This is a genomic window from Desertivirga brevis, from assembly GCF_017355835.1.
On record NZ_JAFEWF010000001.1, the window covers coordinates 347,280 to 368,261 of the forward strand.

17 protein-coding genes are annotated in these 20,982 nt (G+C 40.4%); 9 read left to right on the forward strand and 8 right to left on the reverse strand.

Features of this window, described 5'->3' with window-relative positions; genetic code table 11:
- The first annotated feature begins 63 nt into the window (after positions 1 to 63).
- The 7 genes from J4N25_RS01485 to J4N25_RS01515 all read left to right on the forward strand — a co-directional run bounded on the left by J4N25_RS01485 (position 64) and on the right by J4N25_RS01515 (position 7,979).
- On the forward strand, positions 64 to 2,334 hold the full coding sequence (locus J4N25_RS01485) for a right-handed parallel beta-helix repeat-containing protein (protein WP_207420368.1): 2,271 nt from the start codon (positions 64 to 66) through the stop codon (positions 2,332 to 2,334).
- A gap of 20 nt (positions 2,335 to 2,354) precedes the next feature.
- Positions 2,355 to 4,079 carry a glycoside hydrolase family 3 protein gene (locus J4N25_RS01490; protein WP_207420369.1) on the forward strand — a complete coding sequence of 575 codons (1,725 nt, stop codon included), beginning with the start codon at positions 2,355 to 2,357 and terminating at the stop codon, positions 4,077 to 4,079.
- 2 nt (positions 4,080 to 4,081) lie between these two features.
- Positions 4,082 to 5,485, forward strand: a complete 1,404-nt coding sequence (locus J4N25_RS01495; protein ID WP_207420370.1) for an alpha-L-fucosidase — start codon at positions 4,082 to 4,084, stop codon at positions 5,483 to 5,485.
- Positions 5,486 to 5,489: 4 nt separating this feature from the next.
- A complete protein-coding gene (locus J4N25_RS01500; RefSeq protein WP_207420371.1) occupies positions 5,490 to 6,140 on the forward strand; it encodes a GDSL-type esterase/lipase family protein in 651 nt (216 codons plus the stop codon).
- A gap of 52 nt (positions 6,141 to 6,192) precedes the next feature.
- Entirely contained in the window at positions 6,193 to 6,528 is a 336-nt protein-coding gene (locus tag J4N25_RS01505; protein WP_207420372.1) for an L-rhamnose mutarotase, read from the forward strand.
- An 11-nt stretch (positions 6,529 to 6,539) separates the two neighbouring features.
- Positions 6,540 to 7,667 (forward strand): glycoside hydrolase family 88/105 protein, encoded by a 1,128-nt coding sequence (locus J4N25_RS01510; protein WP_207420373.1) that lies wholly within the window; start codon positions 6,540 to 6,542, stop codon positions 7,665 to 7,667.
- Between the two features lie 78 nt (positions 7,668 to 7,745).
- The gene (locus tag J4N25_RS01515; protein WP_207420374.1) at positions 7,746 to 7,979 is read left to right on the forward strand and encodes a hypothetical protein; all 234 of its coding nucleotides are present in this window, start codon (positions 7,746 to 7,748) and stop codon (positions 7,977 to 7,979) included.
- 187 nt (positions 7,980 to 8,166) lie between these two features.
- On the opposite strand, the gene J4N25_RS01520 is transcribed toward J4N25_RS01515, so the two are convergent.
- From J4N25_RS01520 to J4N25_RS01555, 8 genes are all read right to left on the reverse strand, one after another.
- A complete protein-coding gene (locus J4N25_RS01520) occupies positions 8,167 to 10,377 on the reverse strand; it encodes an ATP-binding protein (RefSeq protein ID WP_207420375.1) in 2,211 nt (736 codons plus the stop codon).
- A gap of 19 nt (positions 10,378 to 10,396) precedes the next feature.
- Positions 10,397 to 10,759: a response regulator gene (locus tag J4N25_RS01525; RefSeq protein ID WP_207420376.1), complete on the reverse strand. Its 363-nt coding sequence runs from the start codon at positions 10,757 to 10,759 to the stop codon at positions 10,397 to 10,399.
- Positions 10,749 to 12,296, reverse strand: coding sequence for a PAS domain-containing sensor histidine kinase (locus J4N25_RS01530; RefSeq protein WP_242695750.1), 1,548 nt, complete (start codon positions 12,294 to 12,296; stop codon positions 10,749 to 10,751). Before J4N25_RS01530 ends, J4N25_RS01525 begins: the two co-directional genes overlap by 11 nt.
- A gap of 52 nt (positions 12,297 to 12,348) precedes the next feature.
- Positions 12,349 to 12,708 carry a response regulator gene (locus tag J4N25_RS01535; RefSeq protein WP_207420377.1) on the reverse strand — a complete coding sequence of 120 codons (360 nt, stop codon included), beginning with the start codon at positions 12,706 to 12,708 and terminating at the stop codon, positions 12,349 to 12,351.
- A 93-nt stretch (positions 12,709 to 12,801) separates the two neighbouring features.
- Positions 12,802 to 13,860 (reverse strand): PAS domain-containing protein, encoded by a 1,059-nt coding sequence (locus J4N25_RS01540; protein WP_207420378.1) that lies wholly within the window; start codon positions 13,858 to 13,860, stop codon positions 12,802 to 12,804.
- A gap of 184 nt (positions 13,861 to 14,044) precedes the next feature.
- Complete coding sequence (locus tag J4N25_RS01545; protein WP_207420379.1) at positions 14,045 to 16,285, reverse strand: xanthine dehydrogenase family protein molybdopterin-binding subunit; 2,241 nt, start codon at positions 16,283 to 16,285, stop codon at positions 14,045 to 14,047.
- 14 nt (positions 16,286 to 16,299) lie between these two features.
- Entirely contained in the window at positions 16,300 to 17,283 is a 984-nt protein-coding gene (locus J4N25_RS01550) for an FAD binding domain-containing protein (protein WP_207420380.1), read from the reverse strand.
- Positions 17,280 to 17,918, reverse strand: coding sequence for a (2Fe-2S)-binding protein (locus tag J4N25_RS01555; protein ID WP_207420381.1), 639 nt, complete (start codon positions 17,916 to 17,918; stop codon positions 17,280 to 17,282). Before J4N25_RS01555 ends, J4N25_RS01550 begins: the two co-directional genes overlap by 4 nt.
- 174 nt (positions 17,919 to 18,092) lie before the next feature.
- On the opposite strand from J4N25_RS01555, the gene J4N25_RS01560 reads away from it, so the two are divergent.
- Together J4N25_RS01560 and J4N25_RS01565 are read left to right on the forward strand one after the other, a co-directional pair.
- Positions 18,093 to 18,401 carry a hypothetical protein gene (locus tag J4N25_RS01560; RefSeq protein ID WP_207420382.1) on the forward strand — a complete coding sequence of 103 codons (309 nt, stop codon included), beginning with the start codon at positions 18,093 to 18,095 and terminating at the stop codon, positions 18,399 to 18,401.
- A gap of 62 nt (positions 18,402 to 18,463) precedes the next feature.
- The gene (locus tag J4N25_RS01565; protein ID WP_207420383.1) at positions 18,464 to 20,641 is read left to right on the forward strand and encodes a TonB-dependent receptor plug domain-containing protein; all 2,178 of its coding nucleotides are present in this window, start codon (positions 18,464 to 18,466) and stop codon (positions 20,639 to 20,641) included.
- Positions 20,642 to 20,982: the final 341 nt, after the last annotated feature.

Here is a 20,982-nt window from a genome sequence, read left to right on the forward strand (position 1 = left end):
ATACATTTGCTCCTATTGTTCTAATTCAACTAACCAATGATTCTAGTTTCAGAAAGTAGGCACATGCTAAAGTTTTTAATCAATAGTGCGATCTGCACCCTCTTTTTGGTTTTGACTTTCAATTATAGTTCATCTGCACAGCAAGGTAAACTTGTAACCCTTTATGTTTCCTCTTCTGGCAACGACAATAACCCCGGCAGTGCAACTGCTCCTCTGAGATCTATAGAGATGGCAAGAAACCTGATAAGGAAATTGAAGCAAACAAAAAAGCTTAATTCAGCTCGATTTACAGTAATAATAAAAGCGGGAACGTACTTTTTACCCGAAGGAATTAAATTTGATGAAAGGGATTCCGGAACACCCGGCTCACCAATATCTTATAATGCAGAGGAGGGAGCCAAGGTAGAACTCATTGGGGCGAAGGTAATTCCGGATACTATGGTTAGGCCGATCAATACCAGCACTTATAAACGCCTCCATCCCAAGACAGATCCCTCGAAGGTATTCGAAGTTGATCTAAGGTTCTTAAAACTAAAGAATGCATCTCGTTTTGCCCCGTCGAACTGTTTCTCCGACAGTTGGCACATCATTGATCTTTTCATGAATGGTAGAAGGCAGCCACTTTCTCAATGGCCTAACCCTGCGGAGAATATTAATAACACTAACGATCCGGGTTGGGTTACATGTAATGGATCAAAGGACAGTAGAACTTTTTTCTTTGGAAAGGGGGGGAAGCCGGAGGATAAAGAAACCTTAAATGAAGTTGATCTAGATAAATCCAGGCGGTCGACACGTTGGGCTGCAGCTATTAAAGAGGGACATGAAATTTGGCTAAAAGGTTTTTGGCGGGTACCGTGGGAACCATTTACGATTAAGGTTGAGAACATTTCGGCTGAAGAGCAAACAATAAAGCTTACAGAGGAGCCTGAAGGGGGGATGGGATCAAAGTACAGCAGTATTGCGAGTAAGGATCCCCTATGGAGAACCGGAAATGGAAAGGAGAAATGGAGAGCGGTTAATTTGCTGGAAGAAATTGACTACCCGGGTGAATGGGCACTCGATATTAAGGATCAAAAACTTTATTTCTATGCCCCTATGCCTGTTGCAAATTTGCAATTAATGATCGCCGATTCAGACCATCCCGTTATTTCTGTGAATACAGCATCAGATTTAAAGTTCACTGGCTTACATATCTCTGGTACACGTTCGAACGGTATTGAAATAGTCACAAGTAGTCGTACTACAATTGCGGGGTGTACTATCTATAATGTTGGAAACAATGGAATCACAATGAGGGGTGGCAATAAAAACCTTATTCGAAGCAACACAATTTATGAGACAGGAGGTGCAGGAATAGTGGCTGCTAATTCTGGCAACAGGAAATTACTGAAGTCGGGGGACGCTACTATTGAGAATAACCACATTTATCATGTTGGAAAATTATCATTCCGGGAGGCTGTTCAGCTATCAAACTGCGTAGGGCTTACTTTAAGACATAACCTGATGCATGACATGCCTAAAAGTGGCGTAAGGACAGATATGGTCAACAATTGTATTTTCGAATATAATGAGATTCACAATATAGCTCTTGGCGAAAGTGATAACGGAGCGTTCTATAACTACGGTGGATGGAGTACCTACGGAAATATCTTCAGGTACAATCTTGTACATCACATCAATCGCTCTAATGGTTTTTATTGTGATGATGGAGATAGCGGAGATCTCTTTTATAATAATGTAGTATATGATGCAATTGATGCAGTAAAGTTTGGAGGTGGACATAATAATATTGCCAGGAATAACCTGTTTATCCGTTGTAAAGACCAGGGGATTGATGACCGTGGTATTGCACGTAATTACAGATTGGGAAGTCATTATGAAGAACGGTTGCTTGAGATGAAACCCTTACAGGAACCCTGGAAATCTTACGGTAAAAAACTAATGTTAGACTTTGGGCTGGGATCGAAGCTTTGGACGGATATATTAAATCCAGACTGGCACCCTGAATACCCAAATGGTTGTGCTCTATTAGACAACATTTCGGTTCAGTGCGGTCCTTACCTCAGGCCTAAGCATGGTCGTATTGAAATAAGTGGTAATCTCGAGTTACCCTCAATTAAAGATGCAGGTTTTACTAATGTTGAACAACTAGATTTCAGTACCACTAACCCAAATATCCTTGAAAAATTCCCAAATCTCAATACAATCCTTCCGATCATTGGTCTTCAAAAAGATAGCTTTCGAAAATACTTACCGACAAAAGGTGATACGGGAGGACTAGAAAATCGCGGAAAAGCAGGCAATGAATGGGATGAGGACCAGCTGATAAAATAACCTTCTAAATAATACACTACATGAGATTTAAACTTACCACATACCTTATGGTATTGGCTTGTACCTGTTTTGCCCAAAAAAAGAAGGATCTTTCAATAGACGACTGGAAGAAACTAAGCTTACGGGAAAAAATAGGTCAGACGATGTTGATGCTGCCAGACAAAGAGTCGGAGCTACGTTTGGGGAATGGCAGGCTTCAGGATTTCTTTAAACGGTATCCTGTTACTGGCTTCTTTATGGGCTGGAAGCTTTTTGTAAATATACCTGAAGAACAAAGGGTTGAACATTTAAAAAAGTCAGTGCTCGAATACCAGGATGCTAGTAACCTTCCTTTAATATTTCAACAGGATTACGAGAATGGGATCTCTCTTCCTGGGATGACCTCCCTGCCCCGGGAAATGGCATTAGGGGCAGCCAACTCTACCGGGCTTAGCTACAATTACGGGATGAGCTTGGCAAAAGAAGCAAAGTCGCTGGGAGTTAAATGGGTCTTGCATCCTGTAGCCGACCTAAGCATTAATCCACTTAACCCCATTGTTAATACCAGGGCTATCTCGGATGATCCAGACAAAGCAATCAGACTTTTAAGCCAACAAATAAAAGGTCTTCAGAATACTGGTGTAGCAGCTACAATAAAGCATTTTCCCGGGGATGGAATGGACAACCGCGACCAGCATCTTACAACAACAGTTAACAGTTTAGGTATGGATCAATGGAAACAATATCACGGAAAAGTGTTCCAAGCTTTAATTGATAGCGGGGTTGCGGCGATAATGCCCGGCCATATTACTCTTCCAGCATGCCAGAAACAAAAGCTGAACGGCTTTTTCCCCCCTGCTACTTTATCAAAAGAACTGCTAACAGATCTCCTTAAGAAAGAAATGAGATTTAAGGGGGTAATTGTTTCAGATGCTATGACCATGGGCGGCTTTCGTGGTTGGTACCCTGATCAGTTGGAAGGGGAGATCCAGAGCTTTCTGGCTGGAGTCGACGTGCTTTTGTGGCCCTCTTACCAATTTATGGATACTGTAGAAGCACGCATTAAACGAGGAGAAATACCGATAGCGAGGCTTGACGATGCTGTAAGCCGAATCTGGGCGATGAAGTTGAAGTATGGGTTGTTGAGTAAAAACAATCAACTGATAAGGCAAATGTCTCCGGAAGAACGGGAGGTATCTTTTTCTACTGCTCGTAGCATCGCTGAAAAGGCAGTTACTCTAGTGCGTGACCGGAATTCCGTAATTCCAATCAATCCTGGTACGACAAAGAAGATACTTGTAATAGCTGTTACTACAGAAAGCCGAAAAGGAGGTGACGGAGGATTACATGTTTTGAAAAATTTTGCAGGTGCGCTGGAGAAAAAAGGATTTTCTGTAGACTTTCAGCGCAATTTACTTTACGAAACTCAGGGCTGGAACGAGGACGTAACGAAGAAATATGATAAAATTATTGTTGCTGTAGTAAGGCAAACTCATACCCCATTCGGCCCGCTGCAGTTATATGACGATGAAGCACAGACAGCCTGGGGAGTTAATGCAATGCCTAAAGACAAAGTTATTGTAGTTTCCTTTGGTAGTCCTTATATTTTAAACGAGTATTTTGAGCGGGTGAATACTTGCATCAACGCATACTCAAATGGCCCTGAGATGCATAACGCAGTAGTTAAAGTACTAACCGGCGAACTGAAAGCCGAAGGGATATCACCTGTTAAACTTGAAAGAAAAGATACATTAGCCGAAAATTGATTATGCCAAATAAACAGATAGTAAAAAACATAATTCTCGCTATAGCTTTTGGATCCTTGTTATCAACGGCTGAAGCCCAACAAGATATAGATTTAAACAAGCCTTCCTGGGTTAAAGAAACTGTCGCTCAAAAATCGGAGCGGATGGAATGGTGGCGGCAGGCAAGATTTGGCATGTTCATTCATTGGGGACTGTATTCTGCAGCAGCTAGACACGAGTGGGTACAAAACCGCGAAAAAATGACACGAGAGGAATACCATAAATACTTTCAAACATTCAACCCCGACCTCTACAACCCGGAAGAGTGGACAAAAAAAGCAAAACAGGCAGGAATGAAATATGTGGTGATTACCACTAAACACCACGAGGGATTCTGTCTATGGGATTCGAAGTTCACCGAATATAAGGCTCCTAATACACCGGCGGGAAAAGACCTGCTAAAACCACTGGTTGCAGCATTAAGAGCTGAAGGCATAAGAGTAGGATTTTACTATTCGCTTATTGACTGGAATCATCCGCACTTTCCAATTGACAGAAATCATCCGCTTCGAGAAGCAAGCAATATTGCTTCCATAAACCAGAATAGGGATATTAAAAAATACCAAAAGTACTTGAAAGACCAGATAACAGAACTGTTGACACAATATGGAAAGATCGACGAACTTTTCTTTGATTATTCTTACCCAGGACCTAATGGGAAGGGGAGGGACGACTGGGACTCAGAAGGCCTTTTAAAGCTGGTGCGGAAACTTCAGCCGGATATAATTGTGAACGACCGTCTTGATCTTGGAGAAACAAGCTGGGGCTGGGATTATAAAACTCCGGAGCAATTTATGCCTTTTAAATGGCCAAGTTTAAATGGTGTGAACATTCCATGGGAGACCTGCCAGACCTTTTCCGGTTCCTGGGGATATAACCGCGATGAGTACTCCTGGAAATCAGAGCGGCAGCTTATCACCATGTTAATTGAGACTGTTAGCAAAGGGGGAAATTTACTTTTAAATGTAGGTCCGACAGCCAGAGGTGCCTTTGAAGAAAAGGCGGACGAAAGACTTAAGGCTATTGGCAATTGGATGAGATTTAACAATCGCTCAATTTATAATTGTACTCAGGCTCCTGCAGTTTTCGAAAAGCCCGACAATTGCTTACTTACTTACAATCCTGAAACAAAAAGACTATATATTCATGTTTTATCCTGGCCCTTTAAATCGCTGCACCTAAAAAATTACAAAGGCAAATTCAGGTATGCACAGCTGTTGAATGATGGTTCAGAGATTAAGTTCAAGTCTGATATCAAGCCGGGAAGCCATACCACTGAAACTACTGGAGAAAACGATGTGATGCTAGAACTCCCGGTATACAGCCCCAATATCGAAATTCCCGTTATCGAACTTATATTAAACTAAAGGTATGAGATTAATATATGTTTTTTGCTTACTCTTAAGCTTTTTCTCTGTAGCGAGGTCTCAGTCGGTTTCACGATGGGAAAAGGAGATATCCGCATTTGAAAAGCAAGATGCTGAAAAAACTGGGCGGCAAAAGGTAATAATATTCACAGGAAGTTCAACCATCCGTCGCTGGTCTGACATCAATACTTATTTCCCAGGTAAGTTGATATTAAACAGGGGCTTTGGAGGATCGCACGCGAGTGATCTTTTATACTTCGCAGACAGGATTACAGGGGATAACAAAATTAAACAGATCCTTATTTATGAAGGTGATAATGACCTTGCTGCAGGAAAAACGGTTGAGAGGGTAGTTGACGATCTGAAGAAAATCGTAAAACATTACAGATACAATTATCCCAGGGCGACCATAAGCATTCTTTCTATAAAACCCAGTCCCGCCAGGCAAAAGTACCTGACACAAATTAAAGAGGTGAATAAACAGATGCAAATTTTCATGGCTTCAGGCAAAAGGTACCAATTCATTGATGTTTTTAATCCGTTATTAAAAGAGGATGGAAATCCTAAGGAAGAGATCTTTGTACCAGACGGGGTTCACATGGACATGGAGGGCTACAAATTATGGGCTGAAGCCATCAGGCCTTACTTAGAATAGATTGTGGTCGAATCCATACTTAAGGAAACTTAATTCACTTATACTAAGATACATGAAGAAATATTGTTTAACACTTGATCTAAAAGATGATGAAAACCTGATTAACGAATATGTCACCTGGCATAAGAAGGTTTGGGACGAAATAAAGGAAAGTATTCGGAGCTCTGGAATAATTGACCTGGAAATTTACAGGTACAATAACCGCCTCTGCATGATCATCATTGCTGACGATTCATTTAGTTTTGAAAAAAAAGCAGCAATGGACGCAGAAAATCTTCGCGTGCAGGAGTGGGAGGAATTGATGTGGAAGTATCAACAAGCATTGCCAGGCTCTAAACCTGGTGAAAAATGGGTGCTAATGGAAAATATTTTCTGTTTAAACAATTAAATATATAATCCATGCTAAGGAAAATTTTAAGTTTGGTATTACCGGTATTCCTTTCATCTGCCACTTTTGGGCAGAGAAATGCCACGATTTTTACCGATTGGAAAAAAGGCTACGATCCGGCAGAGGTAGGACAAAAACTAACTAAACGTTTTCTTGAAAGTCCCCACACAAATTATGGGCGGCCCGACCCTCCAAGATTTATTACCTATCCCGAGGTATGCACTTGGTTCGGAGCGCTTAAATTAAGTGAAACAAGCAGACGGTCGGATTTGCAGAAATTACTTGAAGAGAGATATTTAAAACTAGTTGAAGAAGAAAAATCTTTGCTTCCAATTCCGAATCACGTAGATTTCACCGTCTTTGGCACGCTTCCCCTACAGTTGTACTCGATGGGAGGCAACGAGAGTTACCTGAAACTTGGCAAGTACTATGCAGACTCGCAATGGGAAAGGCCTGTAAACCGAGACCTTACTACAGAGGAACAAAACTATCTGGATAAAGGCTTCAGCTGGCAAACGCGCTTATGGATAGACGACATGTATATGATTAATGCAGTACAGGTGCAGGCATATAAAGCAACCGGGGATGAGAAATATATCAATAGAGCAGCAAAAGAAATGGTGCTTTATTTGGATTCACTACAAAAACCTAATGGCTTGTTTTTTCATGCCCCTGACGTACCGTTTTATTGGGCTAGGGGAAATGGTTGGATGGCTGCGGGAATGACTGAAATACTAAAATCAATACCTGAAAGTAACCCCCATAGACAGTATATATTAAAGGGGTATAAAAAGATGATGGCATCGCTTCTTAAGTACCAGACAGAAAGCGGTATGTGGCGACAATTAATAGATGATAAAGGTTCATGGACAGAAACCTCGGGAAGCGCGATGTTCGCCTATGCTATGGTAACTGGAATAAAAAAAGGATGGCTGAAAAAAAGTATCTATGCGCCGGCTGCAAGAAAAGCATGGCTGGCTCTTGTGGATAGTATCAACGAAAATGGTGACGTAACAGAGGTGTGCGAAGGAACAAACAAAAAGAACGACCGGCAATTTTATTTAGACAGGAGGCGACTGATAGGTGATATGCATGGACAAGCGCCTGTATTATGGACGACGGCCGCATTATTGGATTAATTTTGTGCCCTTGAACCTCATAATAATAAATTTACTTGTCGTAACAACAATTCGAACTTTGTTGTTACCTTTAGCCAAATGGTCTACCTGGGCAAGCGAGAGTATTCTGTCGCCTATAATAATACTACCTATAAAATTGTTCAGTGGGACACACTTCACATGGTTTTTCAAATTTGGTTGAAGGGCGAAATGCTTGTCACTATTCAAAAGGATGATATCTGGAAAGCTTCAAGTGTAAGTAAAATGAGTCTAACCGACGCTTTTTCAATCGCATTTAAGCTGGAGGCGCAATTGACGAAAGAGCAATTGTAAGACCTATTTAAAAAAAATTCATACTCAGCATACTATTTCTTTTAACCACCCGTTAATGTAGAAACGTCTATTGCGAGTGATGTACTTCCTCGGGAATTAGGCTAAGAAGAAATTTTAGTTGAGCGATTAAAACAGCGTACCATCCCACGGTACCGCTGTTTTTATGTTTCCAGACCGTCCTACTCAATTATTGTGGCTTCCTAAATTTAATCCAGAAGATAGAACCAACTCCCGGCCTTCCATCAATCCAGATATTAGCTTTATGCTTTTCCAGGATCCGTTTTACGATTGCCAATCCGACGCCTGTGCCTTCGTAATCAGTTTTTACATTAACCCTCTTAAACAATTCAAATACTTTATTATAATGTTTTGGATCGATTCCTATTCCATTATCCTGCACCTTGTAAACCACTTCATATTCATTTTCCGAACCCTCGATAGTAATGATCGATGGATTAGAAAGCCTTGAATATTTTACGGCGTTGCTTATTAAATTAAGAAATACTTGGTAGATCATGGTTTGGTCACCATAAACAACGGGAGTACCTCCAACATTAAAGACCATATTAGGATTATTGAAAGCTGTAGCCACCTCATTCTTTATTGTGTGAAGCAAACTACTCATATCTATTGGCTGAAAATTTATTTCCGATCGACCAACCTTGGAGTAGTCCAGAACTTCGGCAATTAGTGTATTCATCCGGGTAATACCAAAACTGATCCGGGCAGCAAAGTTCTTCCCATCATCATCTAATGACTTATTTCGCTCCAGGAGTTGCGCATAACTCTTGATTACTGTTAATGGAGTTTTTAAATCATGTGATATTGTACTACTGAAAGTTTCTAACTCATCGTAAGCTTCTTTCAGCTTCTCGTTTAAAACTCTTATTTCACTTGCCTTTTTATTAATAATATATAGCAATTCTTCTTTAAAACGCTCTGCCAAATTTTGTTCGTAAACCTTCCAACGTTCCGTTGTATGTTGAACTATTGTTTTGAAGCTTTCGAAAGATTTGCGCGGTGAAATCTTTTGTTCTCCATTTTCGTCCACCTCTACTGGTTTATCCGGGTTACCTGCCCATGTAATGCTTTCGGCGTACTCAGGCCGAAACCAGATAATATATTCCTTCAGCTCCCTTGATATCGTACAGACTAGTATTCCACTCGCAATATTTGCAAATTCGCTTGCCGAGGGCATTATATCAACCAACTTATTTGTATGAAACAGCGATTCGTCCTGTTTTTCGGAGACCCACTCTATAATCTTCTCGATTTGATCAGCAGAAGGGATAATGCCGTCTTTAATCACTTTCCCTTCATAACGCATAAACACTCCGGTTGCCTTTACAATATGCAGAAAGGAAACAGAAGGGTTTAATACCGCGTCCTTAATATCAACTCCAAGTCGCAGCTCTGAAATTATTTTCTCAAATACTGCTTTATGCTTTTTTTGGTCAGCATTTACAATTTCTTCTTCCTTAAACTCAACGGAAGATGAGATGATCTGTCCAAGTAGTCTGGCTCCCTCGCGTACACGGTGACTTATAAATTTAGGGGTATAATTATGGCAGGCAATAAGCCCCCACAACTCACCCTTGCACATAAGGGAAATGCTGAAGCTTGAAGCAACTCCCATATTTTTAAGATACTGGATGTGTATTGGGGAAACAGCCCGAAGAACGGAATGGGTAAGGTCAACAGGGTTGTCAGTTAAAGCTAAAATAGCTGAAGTGGATGAATATACATCAGCTATCAGGCGCACTTTATTCGCTTTATACAAAAGACGAGCTTGGGCAGGAATGTCGGATGCTGGATAATGGAGGTCCAAAAAAGGTTCCAAATCCTCATTTCTTGCTTCAGCAACCACTTTGCCATGGGCGTCCTCCATAAATTTATAGATCATCACCCGATCGTAACCGATCAATTGCTTAACAATAGAGGCTGCCCGGCTAAGTATATCAGGAAGATTACTGGTAGCAAGGATTGCAGAAACATGCCGGCCGATTTGGTTGTGAATATCAGGAACTTCACTTTCTATCCTTAATTCAAATTCCAAATAAATTTGCTGGCTATGGCAGTGAATTATTAGATCAAACCGCTGCTCCTCGAAGTAAATTTGGTACGACTCACTTTCTTGTTTCCTTTTTGCTGATTCTACAAAAGCGGCAAGGGGATTAGGATTCTCTTTACTGGAAATTTTTTGTTCAAAAGTCGCAAGACTTTGTCCTAAAATGGATCCTGCAGTTACATTGAGATGATCCAGGATATTAGAACTCACATAATTAATAATATTACTGGTAGCATTTACAACCACTATAAACCCCCAGGACTGAACCTGACCTGGAATATGAATTGGCTCGCGGTCGCAATTACTTAGGTCGACTTTAAACTTAGGCATTATTATAAAATTCAAATAGCTAGCGCATGAGCGCTATTGCTTTATGTACTAATTCATCAATATCGAAGGGCTTTGCAAGAAAATCATTAGCCCCGGCCTGCTGGGCAATATATGCCCCATCCCGGCTTGCAGACATAACTATCACCGGAATTTCTGAAGACGATGCGTCTTCCCTTATTGCCTTAAGAACCTGGTCTCCTGACAGTTGAGGCATCCACAGATCGAGAAAGATCAAATCGGGATCTTTCTCAGAAATCCTTTTAAATATCTCCAGGCTATTTTGAACACAAACCGTTTGAAAGCCGCTTTCTTCGAGAATAATAGAAACCAAATCTAAAATTCCCTCATCGTCATCGCATATTAGAATAGTCTTATTTTTCATCGGCAGGAATAACTAAGGGGAGGGTAAAACTAAAAGTGGAACCTTTCCCGGGTTCGCTGTCGACCCATAACGTACCGCCATGATTTTTAACTATCTGCTCGCAAACATAAAGACCCATCCCCATTCCAGGAAACGCTTTCTGCGTTTCTGTAACCCGGTAAAATCTCTGAAATATTCTGCTTTGTTCTTCAGGCCGGATCCCTACTCCAAAATCAGTTACTGATATCTTTATAAAATCGCTTACAACAAAAATAGTAACAATTACCTCTTTTCCCTCCGGAGAATATTTGATAGCATTAGAGATAAGATTTTTAATCACCTGAACTATTTGCGACTCGTCACCGTAATATTTTTGCGGACCATTACCCTTCCGCATTATTGAATGGGTTTTAAAGCCTTCCTGGAAAGCATTTATAGCATCCGAAACGGCAGAATTAATATCGAAGTAGTCGCGGTAAATCTCAATATTTCCTGACTGGATCTTCGAAACGTTCAGCAATTCGTTAATCAAATTTCCCAGGCGTTGAATATGGGTATTTGCTTTCTCAAGGGCCGATGTAAATTGTTCCGGAAGCTGTGAGGAAGGGGTTTTTTGCAGGATTTGAATGAAGCCTCGAACAGTTGTTAGTGGAGTTTTAAGTTCGTGACTCGCTATAGACAGGAAGTCATCCTTCCGACGTTCAATTTCACGACGATCTGTTATATCTTCAATAGCCAACAAAACATGATTCTTATACTGCCCTTCCAATTCAACGCGGTGGGCATTTAAAAGCATAAGCTTCTTACCAATATGAGGGAAGTCATGCTCTACTTCGAAATCTAAAACAGGATTATTAGTGGGAAGAACATCTTCAAGCAGGTTGCGCAGCGTTTCTATAGCCCATTGTCCATTGCCAAGATTAAATAGGTTTGTACCTTCTGTTTCAGCTCTTGACACTTTAAATACCCTTATAAATTGATCATTAACAGTGAGAACATTCATTTGATCATCCAGTACCACCAGGCATTCCCTAACAGTTTGAATTATACTAAGAAGGTATTCTTCACTCTCCCTCAATTCACGGGTGCGTTCTTGTACAAGTCTTTCAGTGTCTCTCTGAATCCGCTCCAGGTCTTCCTTAGCCCTTCTTCTAGCCGAGATATCATTTTGTATCCCCACAAAATGAGTAACTAAACCCGTAGGATCTTTAATTGGAGTAACGTATAGCTCATTCCAAAAAAAATTACCGTTCTTCTTATAATTCCTAATTTCAACCGTGCAGGGCAATCCTTTTTGAACGGCTTCCTTTATCTTCAACCTCGCATCCTGCTGTCTGTCCTCCTTTTGTAAAAAACGGCAATTCCTTCCAATAACCTCATGTCTGACATATCCTGTCATGCGTTCAAAAGCAGCATTACAATAGATAATAGGATTATCCTCTAGTAAATTATCGGTAATGATGACACCTGTAATGCTAGCATCAAGCGCCTTTCGCATCAAATCAAGCTCGTTGTCATTTCCAGGAGAAGAAGGATCTGTATGTAACTCTTCTTTCAATTTGTAGTTGTGTTTAATTTGTTAACCCTTAAATCTTCAAATTAGTTTGGTATCATCTTAGCTCCAAATGCTCCCTGACCAGTTCGAGCAAATGATCAAGATCAAAAGGTTTAGACAAACATGAATCTGCTTCCAATTGTTCTGCAACCTCTTTTATTCGGTCGTCTGTGGATGATATAATAATTGGGATATTAGCCAATTGCTTTTCATTTTTAAGCTTAACTATGAGAGATGAAAGCTTAGCTATTCCCAACCAGTGGTCAAGCAATAGAAGATCGGGTTGAAACTTTTCTATTTCGAAATAAGCATTATTGATCGTATAAAGTATTTTAACAAAAAAGTGCTCGCTTAAAACCAGTGAAAAAATTTCACCGATATTTAAATCTTCTTCGATAATAAGTACTTTTTTCATTGAGTAAGTAGGGTGCCAAGGTAAAACAGGTAAAAAAAATTTCCTACCTGCTAAAGTTTAAATAATACCTGCTGGAGGCAGGATACTAACAGTTCAGGTTCTCGTATCTTCAAAATATACAATTAAACCACCTACTTCCTCTAAATGGTTATACCAGGGTTTCAGTTCCCATTTTACAAGACGAATACTGTTACTACTATTTAAGTAATTATGATTTGAAGAGAAACGCCGGCCTTTCAAAGCCTCAATTGCTAGATATTTCCACTTTGGGTGAATGTCCGGATACAAATTAAAAACCGTCTTGCCGAATATATCTTGTCTCCTTCTGGAATCGAAGGATAGCCATCTATCAGAAACTGCAAGAACTCTTAAATCATTATCCACCATGGCAATAGGGAAGGGGAGTTGTTCGATAAAAATCTTGTATCGATTATCAGCTAAATTTGCATTACCCTCCTCTAAACTCCTTTCCCGAAGATAGTTATTGTAACAAGTTGAGAAGTTGGATGGATTAGCAAAATTTAATAGAGCTGACATTTGTTTCCGACTGCATCGATTTTCTTTAAGGTAAGAATGAGCAAACTCCATTTGCAGCCGTCGATAATAGGCGAATGGATTTAATCCAGTTTTATTACGAAAGTCACGTTTTAATTTCGATTGAGAGATACCCTCATCTTTGGCCATTTGCTCAATGCCAGGAAACCTGGAAAGGACATTTAACTGAAGAGTTTTAATAATTTCAATTGCATGATCTCTATACTTTACCCCTTGAACACCAGAATGCATTGGCGCGACGGGCGCAACGATATCGGCAGCATGCACATAAAAGCCTTCGACCTTATCTCCAATTATGTCTGGTGTGTAACTAACAATAGCCCTGCGAATTCCGCCTCCTGGAATTACAAATTCCCGTTCGAAAGCTTGCGGCTCACCTTGGAAGACCTTCCGTATCATCGGCAGGTGTTTATCATAAATGGGACCTAGAAATTCTCTTAACGTGGATTTATTTACAATATCTTCCGGCTTTATTCCGAGCCATTCCTCATATGCTCGATTTGCAAAGCGGCAGACCATATTCTTATCCCAATAACCTAGTAAAGCTTTTGTGTTAGCAAGTATTTTAAATCCCAGCTCCTCCGTATCCTTACCCATACTTAAACTTAGAATTAACGATTATACAATTATAAGTATAAATACGGTTTCAGTATAAATACGGATCTTTTGACCGATTGAAAATCTTTCAAAAAACTGATTTACAAATACTTAATTTACTACTAATTAATAATCAAATCATTTTGGGGGTAAACAAAGAGGAATGGAAACTATCTTTTAATTATTAAATTAATTTATCAGGTGTAACAGGTAACTCCCTTATCCGTTTACCTGTGGCATTGAAAATAGCATTTGTAATAGCCGGGGCAACGCCAATAATAGCAATTTCACCAAGGCCTTTAGTTCCCATAGGATCCACGATATAGTCGGGCTTGTTTACGAAATACACCTCAATAGGAGGCACGTCAGCGTGAACAGGGACGTGATAATCCCCCAGATCTTTTGTAACGTATCTACCGTAGCGGTGATCCATCACTGCGTCTTCCTGAAGAGCCATTCCAATTCCCCCGGTAACGCCCCCTATCAACTGATTGGCCGCGGTTTTCTTATTTACTATTGTTCCTGCATCCGCACAACTTACTACTTTTTTAACTCTTACTTGCCCAGTTAATGGGTGAACATGTACTTCGGCAAAGTGGACAGAAAAAGAATATCTTGAGTATTTAGAAGCTTCCTGATCAGGCTTCGAATCTTGAAGCACATCTAACTCTGAGAGATTCTGTTTCTTAAGGACCTCAGTATACGACACTTTTACTGAAGGAGATTTGGAAAGTGATATAAAGCCTTTGTCGAAAGTAATATCTTCGAGTTTCAAATTAGCAAAACGTTTATCGGAGGCGGGGGCCATTGCGAGAAGCTTTTCCTTCATTGCCTTACAGGTAGCTACTACTGCAGAGCCTACAGTGGCCACTGTAGCTGATCCACCCTGATTAGGTGCCTGAGGAAAATCAGAATTACCAAGTTGAAATGTAATTTTATCGGGGCTCAAACCCAAATGCTCTGACGCGATCTGCACCATAGCTGTTCCTGTTCCAGGACCAATATCAGTTACTGCGCTTTGAAATACCACATTTCCATTAGCTAACAGTTTAGCCCTTACAGCTGCCGCCCCCCTGTGTGCTCCAAAAGTACCTACTCCCATGCCATAGCCAACCAGCCATTCTCCAGACTTAACACCTCCCGGCTTTAAGGAACGTTTACTCCATCCGATCTTTTCAGCTCCTGCGTGTATACATTCCTTTAGATATTTTGTAGACCATGGTAGGTTTTTGTCAGGGTCGGTATCCGTATGATTCATTAAACGGAATTGTACAGGGTCAATATTTAGCGCGAAGGCAAGTTCATCCATTGCTGATTCTAAAGCAAAAGCTCCGGTAGCCTCTCCAGGACCCCGCATCCATATAGGTGTACTTACATCCAACGGCAGAAGCCGGTATTTCGTACCAAGGTTTGGACTCGTATACATCATTTTCGTTTGCTGCAGGGTAGACTCCGTAAATTCCTCATAAGATGAAGTCTGGCCGATGGCTTCATGATAAATACCGGTGATCTTACCATCCCTATCTGCACCAATCCCTATTTTTTGCCAGGTATAAGGTCTGTAACCAACCATAAAGAACATCTGTTCGCGCGTTAGCATAACTTTTACCGGCCGTTTCACCATCTTTGCAGCAATAATAGCAGCGGTTTCATGGGGCCAGTTATGTAAGCCATTTCCAAAAGCGCCACCAACAAACTCAGAGATCACCCTTACATTTTGCACGGGGATCTTCCATTCGTTGGCAAAAGCCTGCTGAGTAGGCTTTGTCCCCTGCACTTTATCATAAACGACCAGCTTGTCATCTGCCTCCCAATATGCTGTAATTGCCTGCAATTCCATTGGATTATGTACTTCGGTAGGATGGACGTACTCTGCTTCCAGTTTAACAGCCGCATTTTTATAACCATCAGCTTTTCCGCGTTCATAATCTGCAAGTCCCGACTTAGAATTTTTCTTTACCACAGCAGGAACTACAGCCTTTCCCTTGTTCTCTTCAAAGTTTGTCTCATGCTTGTCCGTGTCGTACTCTGCTTTAACCAGCATTGCAGCATACCTTGCTCGTTCAAAGGTATCGGCAACGACAATGGCTATTGGCTGGCCGTTGGAGTAGACACGGTTATTGTAGAAGGCCCTTAATGGCCGTCCACCAGTTGGAGGTTCTGTTGGGTGTTCATTATCTGCCCATCCCGGAACCTTTATAGCGTTTTCATGGGAAATCACCGCAATTACCCCTGGAGCTCGAAGTGCTGCCCTAGAATCAATAGAGCGAATTTTTCCCTTAGCTATAGTACTGGATACGATAACACCGTAGCTTATATTTGGTAACTGGTACTCGGCAGAATATCTGGCTGCACCTGTTACCTTTAGTTTACCGTCTACACGGTTCAGGGGATCTCCTATAACTTTATCGAAAAACCTGCTCATGGAATGTCTGATTTTTAAACCAATTTTGATGCAACCTTTAATGCCTGTACAATAGAATTAGGAGCTAGCTTCAACTTAAATTCATTATATTTAAATCCTTTTGCGCCTTTCATTGCAATCTGTGCCGCTTGCTGGAAACTGAATTCAGACACAGGCTTTCCTATTAAGGAACGCTCTGCTTCGGTTAAACGCCAGGGCTTATGAGCTACTCCGCCCAATGCAAGCCGGGCATCTTTGATCACCTTTTTTTCAATTTGTAAAGCTACGGCCACTGAAACGAGTGCAAAAGCATAAGAAGCCCGGTCGCGAACCTTTAGGTAGTATACATTTTTTGCAAAAGTGTTCTCAGGTATTTCTACACCCAAAATCAATTCACCCGCCATCAAATTGGTGTCTATTTCAGGTTTATCTCCCGGAAGACGGTGAAGGTCTATAAAAGGAATCCGGCGCTGGCCTCTTGGTCCGTCTACCAATACCGATGCATCCAAAGCAACTAAGGCTACGCTCATATCGCTGGGATGGACGGCTATACACTTGTCACTGAATCCAAAAATGGCATGCATCCTGTTAAATCCTTCCAGAGCTCCGCATCCGCTTCCAGGCTCTCTTTTATTGCAGGGGAGTGAAGTGTCGTAAAAATAGTGGCAGCGAGTCCGTTGTAACATATTCCCTCCAACAGTTGCCATATTCCTTATCTGCGCAGATGCTCCTGCATTAAGAGCTTGCGCTAGTAATGGCTGTTTCTGCTGCACCAGCTTATTTTCGGCCACAGCGCTATTTAAAGCCAAAGAGCCGATTTTTAGTAATTTATCATCTGAAGAAATTTGGTTTAAAGGAAGCCGTGAGATATCAACAATTCTTTCAGGCATCATGATACCTCGCTTCATCAAATCTACAAGGTTCGTTCCTCCTGCAATAAACATCGATGATCTATCTTTAGAAATTGCATCTATGGCCGCCTTGGTTTCAGTAGCACGGGTATATTGAAACTGGATCATACCTTCCTTCCTCCGTTCTTTACTTCTACTATTGCATTAACTATATTAGGGTAGGCTCCGCATCTACAAATATTACCACTCATAAATTCTCTTATCTCGTCTTCAGAACCGGCGTGGCCTTCCCTGATGCAAGCCACAGCAGACATGATCTGACCAGGTGTACAATATCCGCATTGAAAGCCGTCATGTTTTAGAAAAGCTTCCTGCATTGGATGCAGTTTATCTCCTTGGGCAAGGCCTTCAATAGTTGTAACTTTCTGACCATCCTGCATTACAGCCAGAGTAAGACAAGACAAAACGCGTTTTCCATTTACGTGTACAGTACAAGCTCCACACTGACCGTAATCGCAACCCTTTTTAGTACCTGTGAGGTTCAGCTGTTCCCTTAAAAGATCTAAAAGAGTAACTCTTGGCTCTACCATTAGACTTTTACTCTCACCATTTATATTTAATTTCAAGGGAATCTTTTCAAGTGCTTCCGCAAGTTTCTCGTCCCACTGTTTGTCTGCTGCTTTTATTGCTACTGAGGGAGTTAACGCAACTCCAGTCAATACTGCCGACTGTTTCAGAAAATCCCGCCGGCTCTCATTCTTTAATTCACCGCCTTTCTGGTTCTTTGGATTTGATCTGTCCATGCTATTAAGTTCAAATGCTGGATTAATATTGAGGGTATTACGAATTACTAATTACAGTAGCAACCTCTTTGTTTAAACTATTTGTAATTAGGATTCGTTCCACGAATAATGGAGACCCATTAATCTCTCGTCAAATCAATAGTTAATAAAAATTCACTTATTATCTTTGCGCTGATGAAAGTACTTGCAATTTTCATGACGATTTTAATGCTCATTACGGGAGTAGATCTTTGTAATGATCTGGATAGTTATGAAAGAAATGTAAGAAAAGAAGTTGGACAGGCGGACAACGGTAAGCATCCTGATGAGAAACCTTGCTCTCCGTTCTGTCACTGTGCCCGCTGCCCTTTTTCCGTTATACTTCCCTCGATATTAAATGTGCTAAATATCTCATTTATCAAATCAGAGAAGTACGAGGCTTATTCAGTTACCTATAGCATTCAATTTGCCGTTTCTATTTGGCAACCCCCAAAAGCAGCTTAAACCTTCACTAATTATTATCAATTTAATCTTACCAACTCCCAGAAGGGATTATACAACTTTCAATGAAAAGAATTATCATGCTTTTTGTTGCGATGGCATTTGTTTTATCTGCCTTTGCACAAAACACTATTAAAATATTGATAAAAGACATAGAATCAGCTGAGCCACTTATCGGTGTAACGGTTACTATTCCAAAAATTAATAAAGTAGCAATAACTGATACCAAGGGTGAAGCGGTTTTCTTAAATATCCCTAACGGAGTATACGAAATACGGTACAGTTATATCGGCTATAAAACAAAAGAGGATAGAGTCTCACTCTTTGAAACAAAACCTGTTGATCTATTGGTTCTATTAGAAAAAGCAGAGGGAGAGGAGCTGGAGGAAGTTGTGGTTTCTACAACGCGTAGCAGCCGGACCATTGCTAATATCCCCACAAGGATCGAGGTTATCGCCGGAGAGGAGCTGGATGAAAAGGGGAACATGAAGCCGGGGGACATTCGTATGATTTTGAATGAAAGCACGGGTATTCAAACTCAACAAACGTCTGCAACCAGTGCAAATGCTTCTATTAGAATTCAGGGTCTGGATGGGCGATATACTCAAATACTCAAAGACGGCTTTCCTTTGTTTTCAGGAGCAGCAAGTGGACTGGGTTTATTACAGACGCCTCCATTAGACCTAAAACAGGTGGAAGTGATCAAAGGATCGGCTTCTACGCTATATGGAGGAGGTGCAATAGCAGGATTGGTAAATCTAGTCAGTAAATCACCGAGAGAAGAACGTGAATTGAATTTTCATTTAAATGGTACCACAGCAGGAGGACTGGATTTGAATGGTTTTTATGCGGAGAGTTACGGTAAAGCTGGACTAACAATATTTGCCGCAAGAAATAGCAATCGCCCTTATGCTCCTGGTAACGTTGACCTGACAGCCATTCCCGAGTTTTCGAGGTATACATTTAATCCAAAACTCTTTCTTTTTCTAAATGAAAAGACTTCACTAAATATCGGGCTTAATTCAACTTTCGAAAAAAGGATTGGTGGAGATCTGCATTACATAAATGGAAGTAATGATCCGGCTCACAGTTTTTTTGAGAAAAATATTACGGAGCGGATATCCAGCCAACTTTCTCTAAATCACAAAATGAACGGTCACACCGCATTCAATTTTCGTAATAGCGTTAGTTATTTTAACAGGAGTATAAGTGTTCCGGGCTATGCCTTTAATGGTATACAATATGGATCATTTACAGAGGCAAACATTTCACTTAGTGGCAAACGATCGGAATGGATAGCAGGTTTAAACCTTTGGACAGACCAATTTAAAGAGAAATCGCGAAATTCATTTCCTTTACGTGATTATTCACAAACTACAGTTGGTGCATTTGTTCAAAATAATATTCATATTACGGAATGGTTAGAGTTGGAAAGCGGCATAAGAACTGACTATGTAGCTGATTACGGATTTGTGTTGTTGCCTAGAGCATCAGGTTTAATCAAAATAACTGAGCAATTTAATTCAAGAATTGGCGGCGGCTTAGGCTATAAATCTCCAACTATCTTTACCGAAGAAAGTGAGCGAATTCAGTATCAAAATGTGCTGCCTGTTTCCAGTAACACTAATAAACTTGAAAAAAGTTACGGATTTAATTGGGATGTTAATTATCGTACCACTTTATTTAACGAGAGGGTTAGCCTTGGTATCAATCAACTTTTCTTTTATACTTTCCTAAATGCCCCATTGACGCTTGAGCAGCATGGTAACCACCAGTATAAATTTAACAACCTTGTTGGTCATATGGATACCCGCGGGATGGAAACAAACTTGAAATTAACATATCAGGACCTAAAATTATTTTTAGGGTATAGTTTTACAGATGCTCAAATACATATAGGAAACGTTTTACGCGAAAACCCTCTTACAGCGAAGCATCGCTTAAATAATGTCCTGATGTATGAAGTGGAAGATAAATGGAAATTTGGCGCAGAAGCTTATTATTATAGCAAACAGAAGTTGAATGACGGAACCAATGGAAATCCGTACTGGATTTTTGGCTTTATGGCCGAAAAATTATGGGACAAGTTCTCGCTTTATATCAACTTTGAGAACTTCACTGACACCAGACAAACACGCTTTGACAGTATTTATACAGGAAGTATTTCTAATCCCGTTTTCAAAGACATTTATGCACCTTTAGATGGCTTTGTGGTGAATGGAGGGTTGAAACTTCGCCTATAATCGAGTAATTTATAAATACAGAAACGCATTTCAAATTAAATCGATGTTATTATTTTTTAAATAATTTTACAATATTTGAATGCTTGCTCTTGAAAGACAAGCACTTCACGGGTTTTTTGTGAAGTTTTTAGGTTTAGGTTAGCCTGCTGTCCCATACGGTAGGCTTTTTTATTTCTTAACCATTATTAATGCTAATACATCTAATCATACAACCCTGGCTATCAAGATCTCCTCATTACTATTAAACCTTTGCTTGTGATATATGAACAGAAATAGATAATTCCTGCATTACTCTAGATGAAGGTCAACCGAAACAATAATACTAATTTTTTTAGCATTTA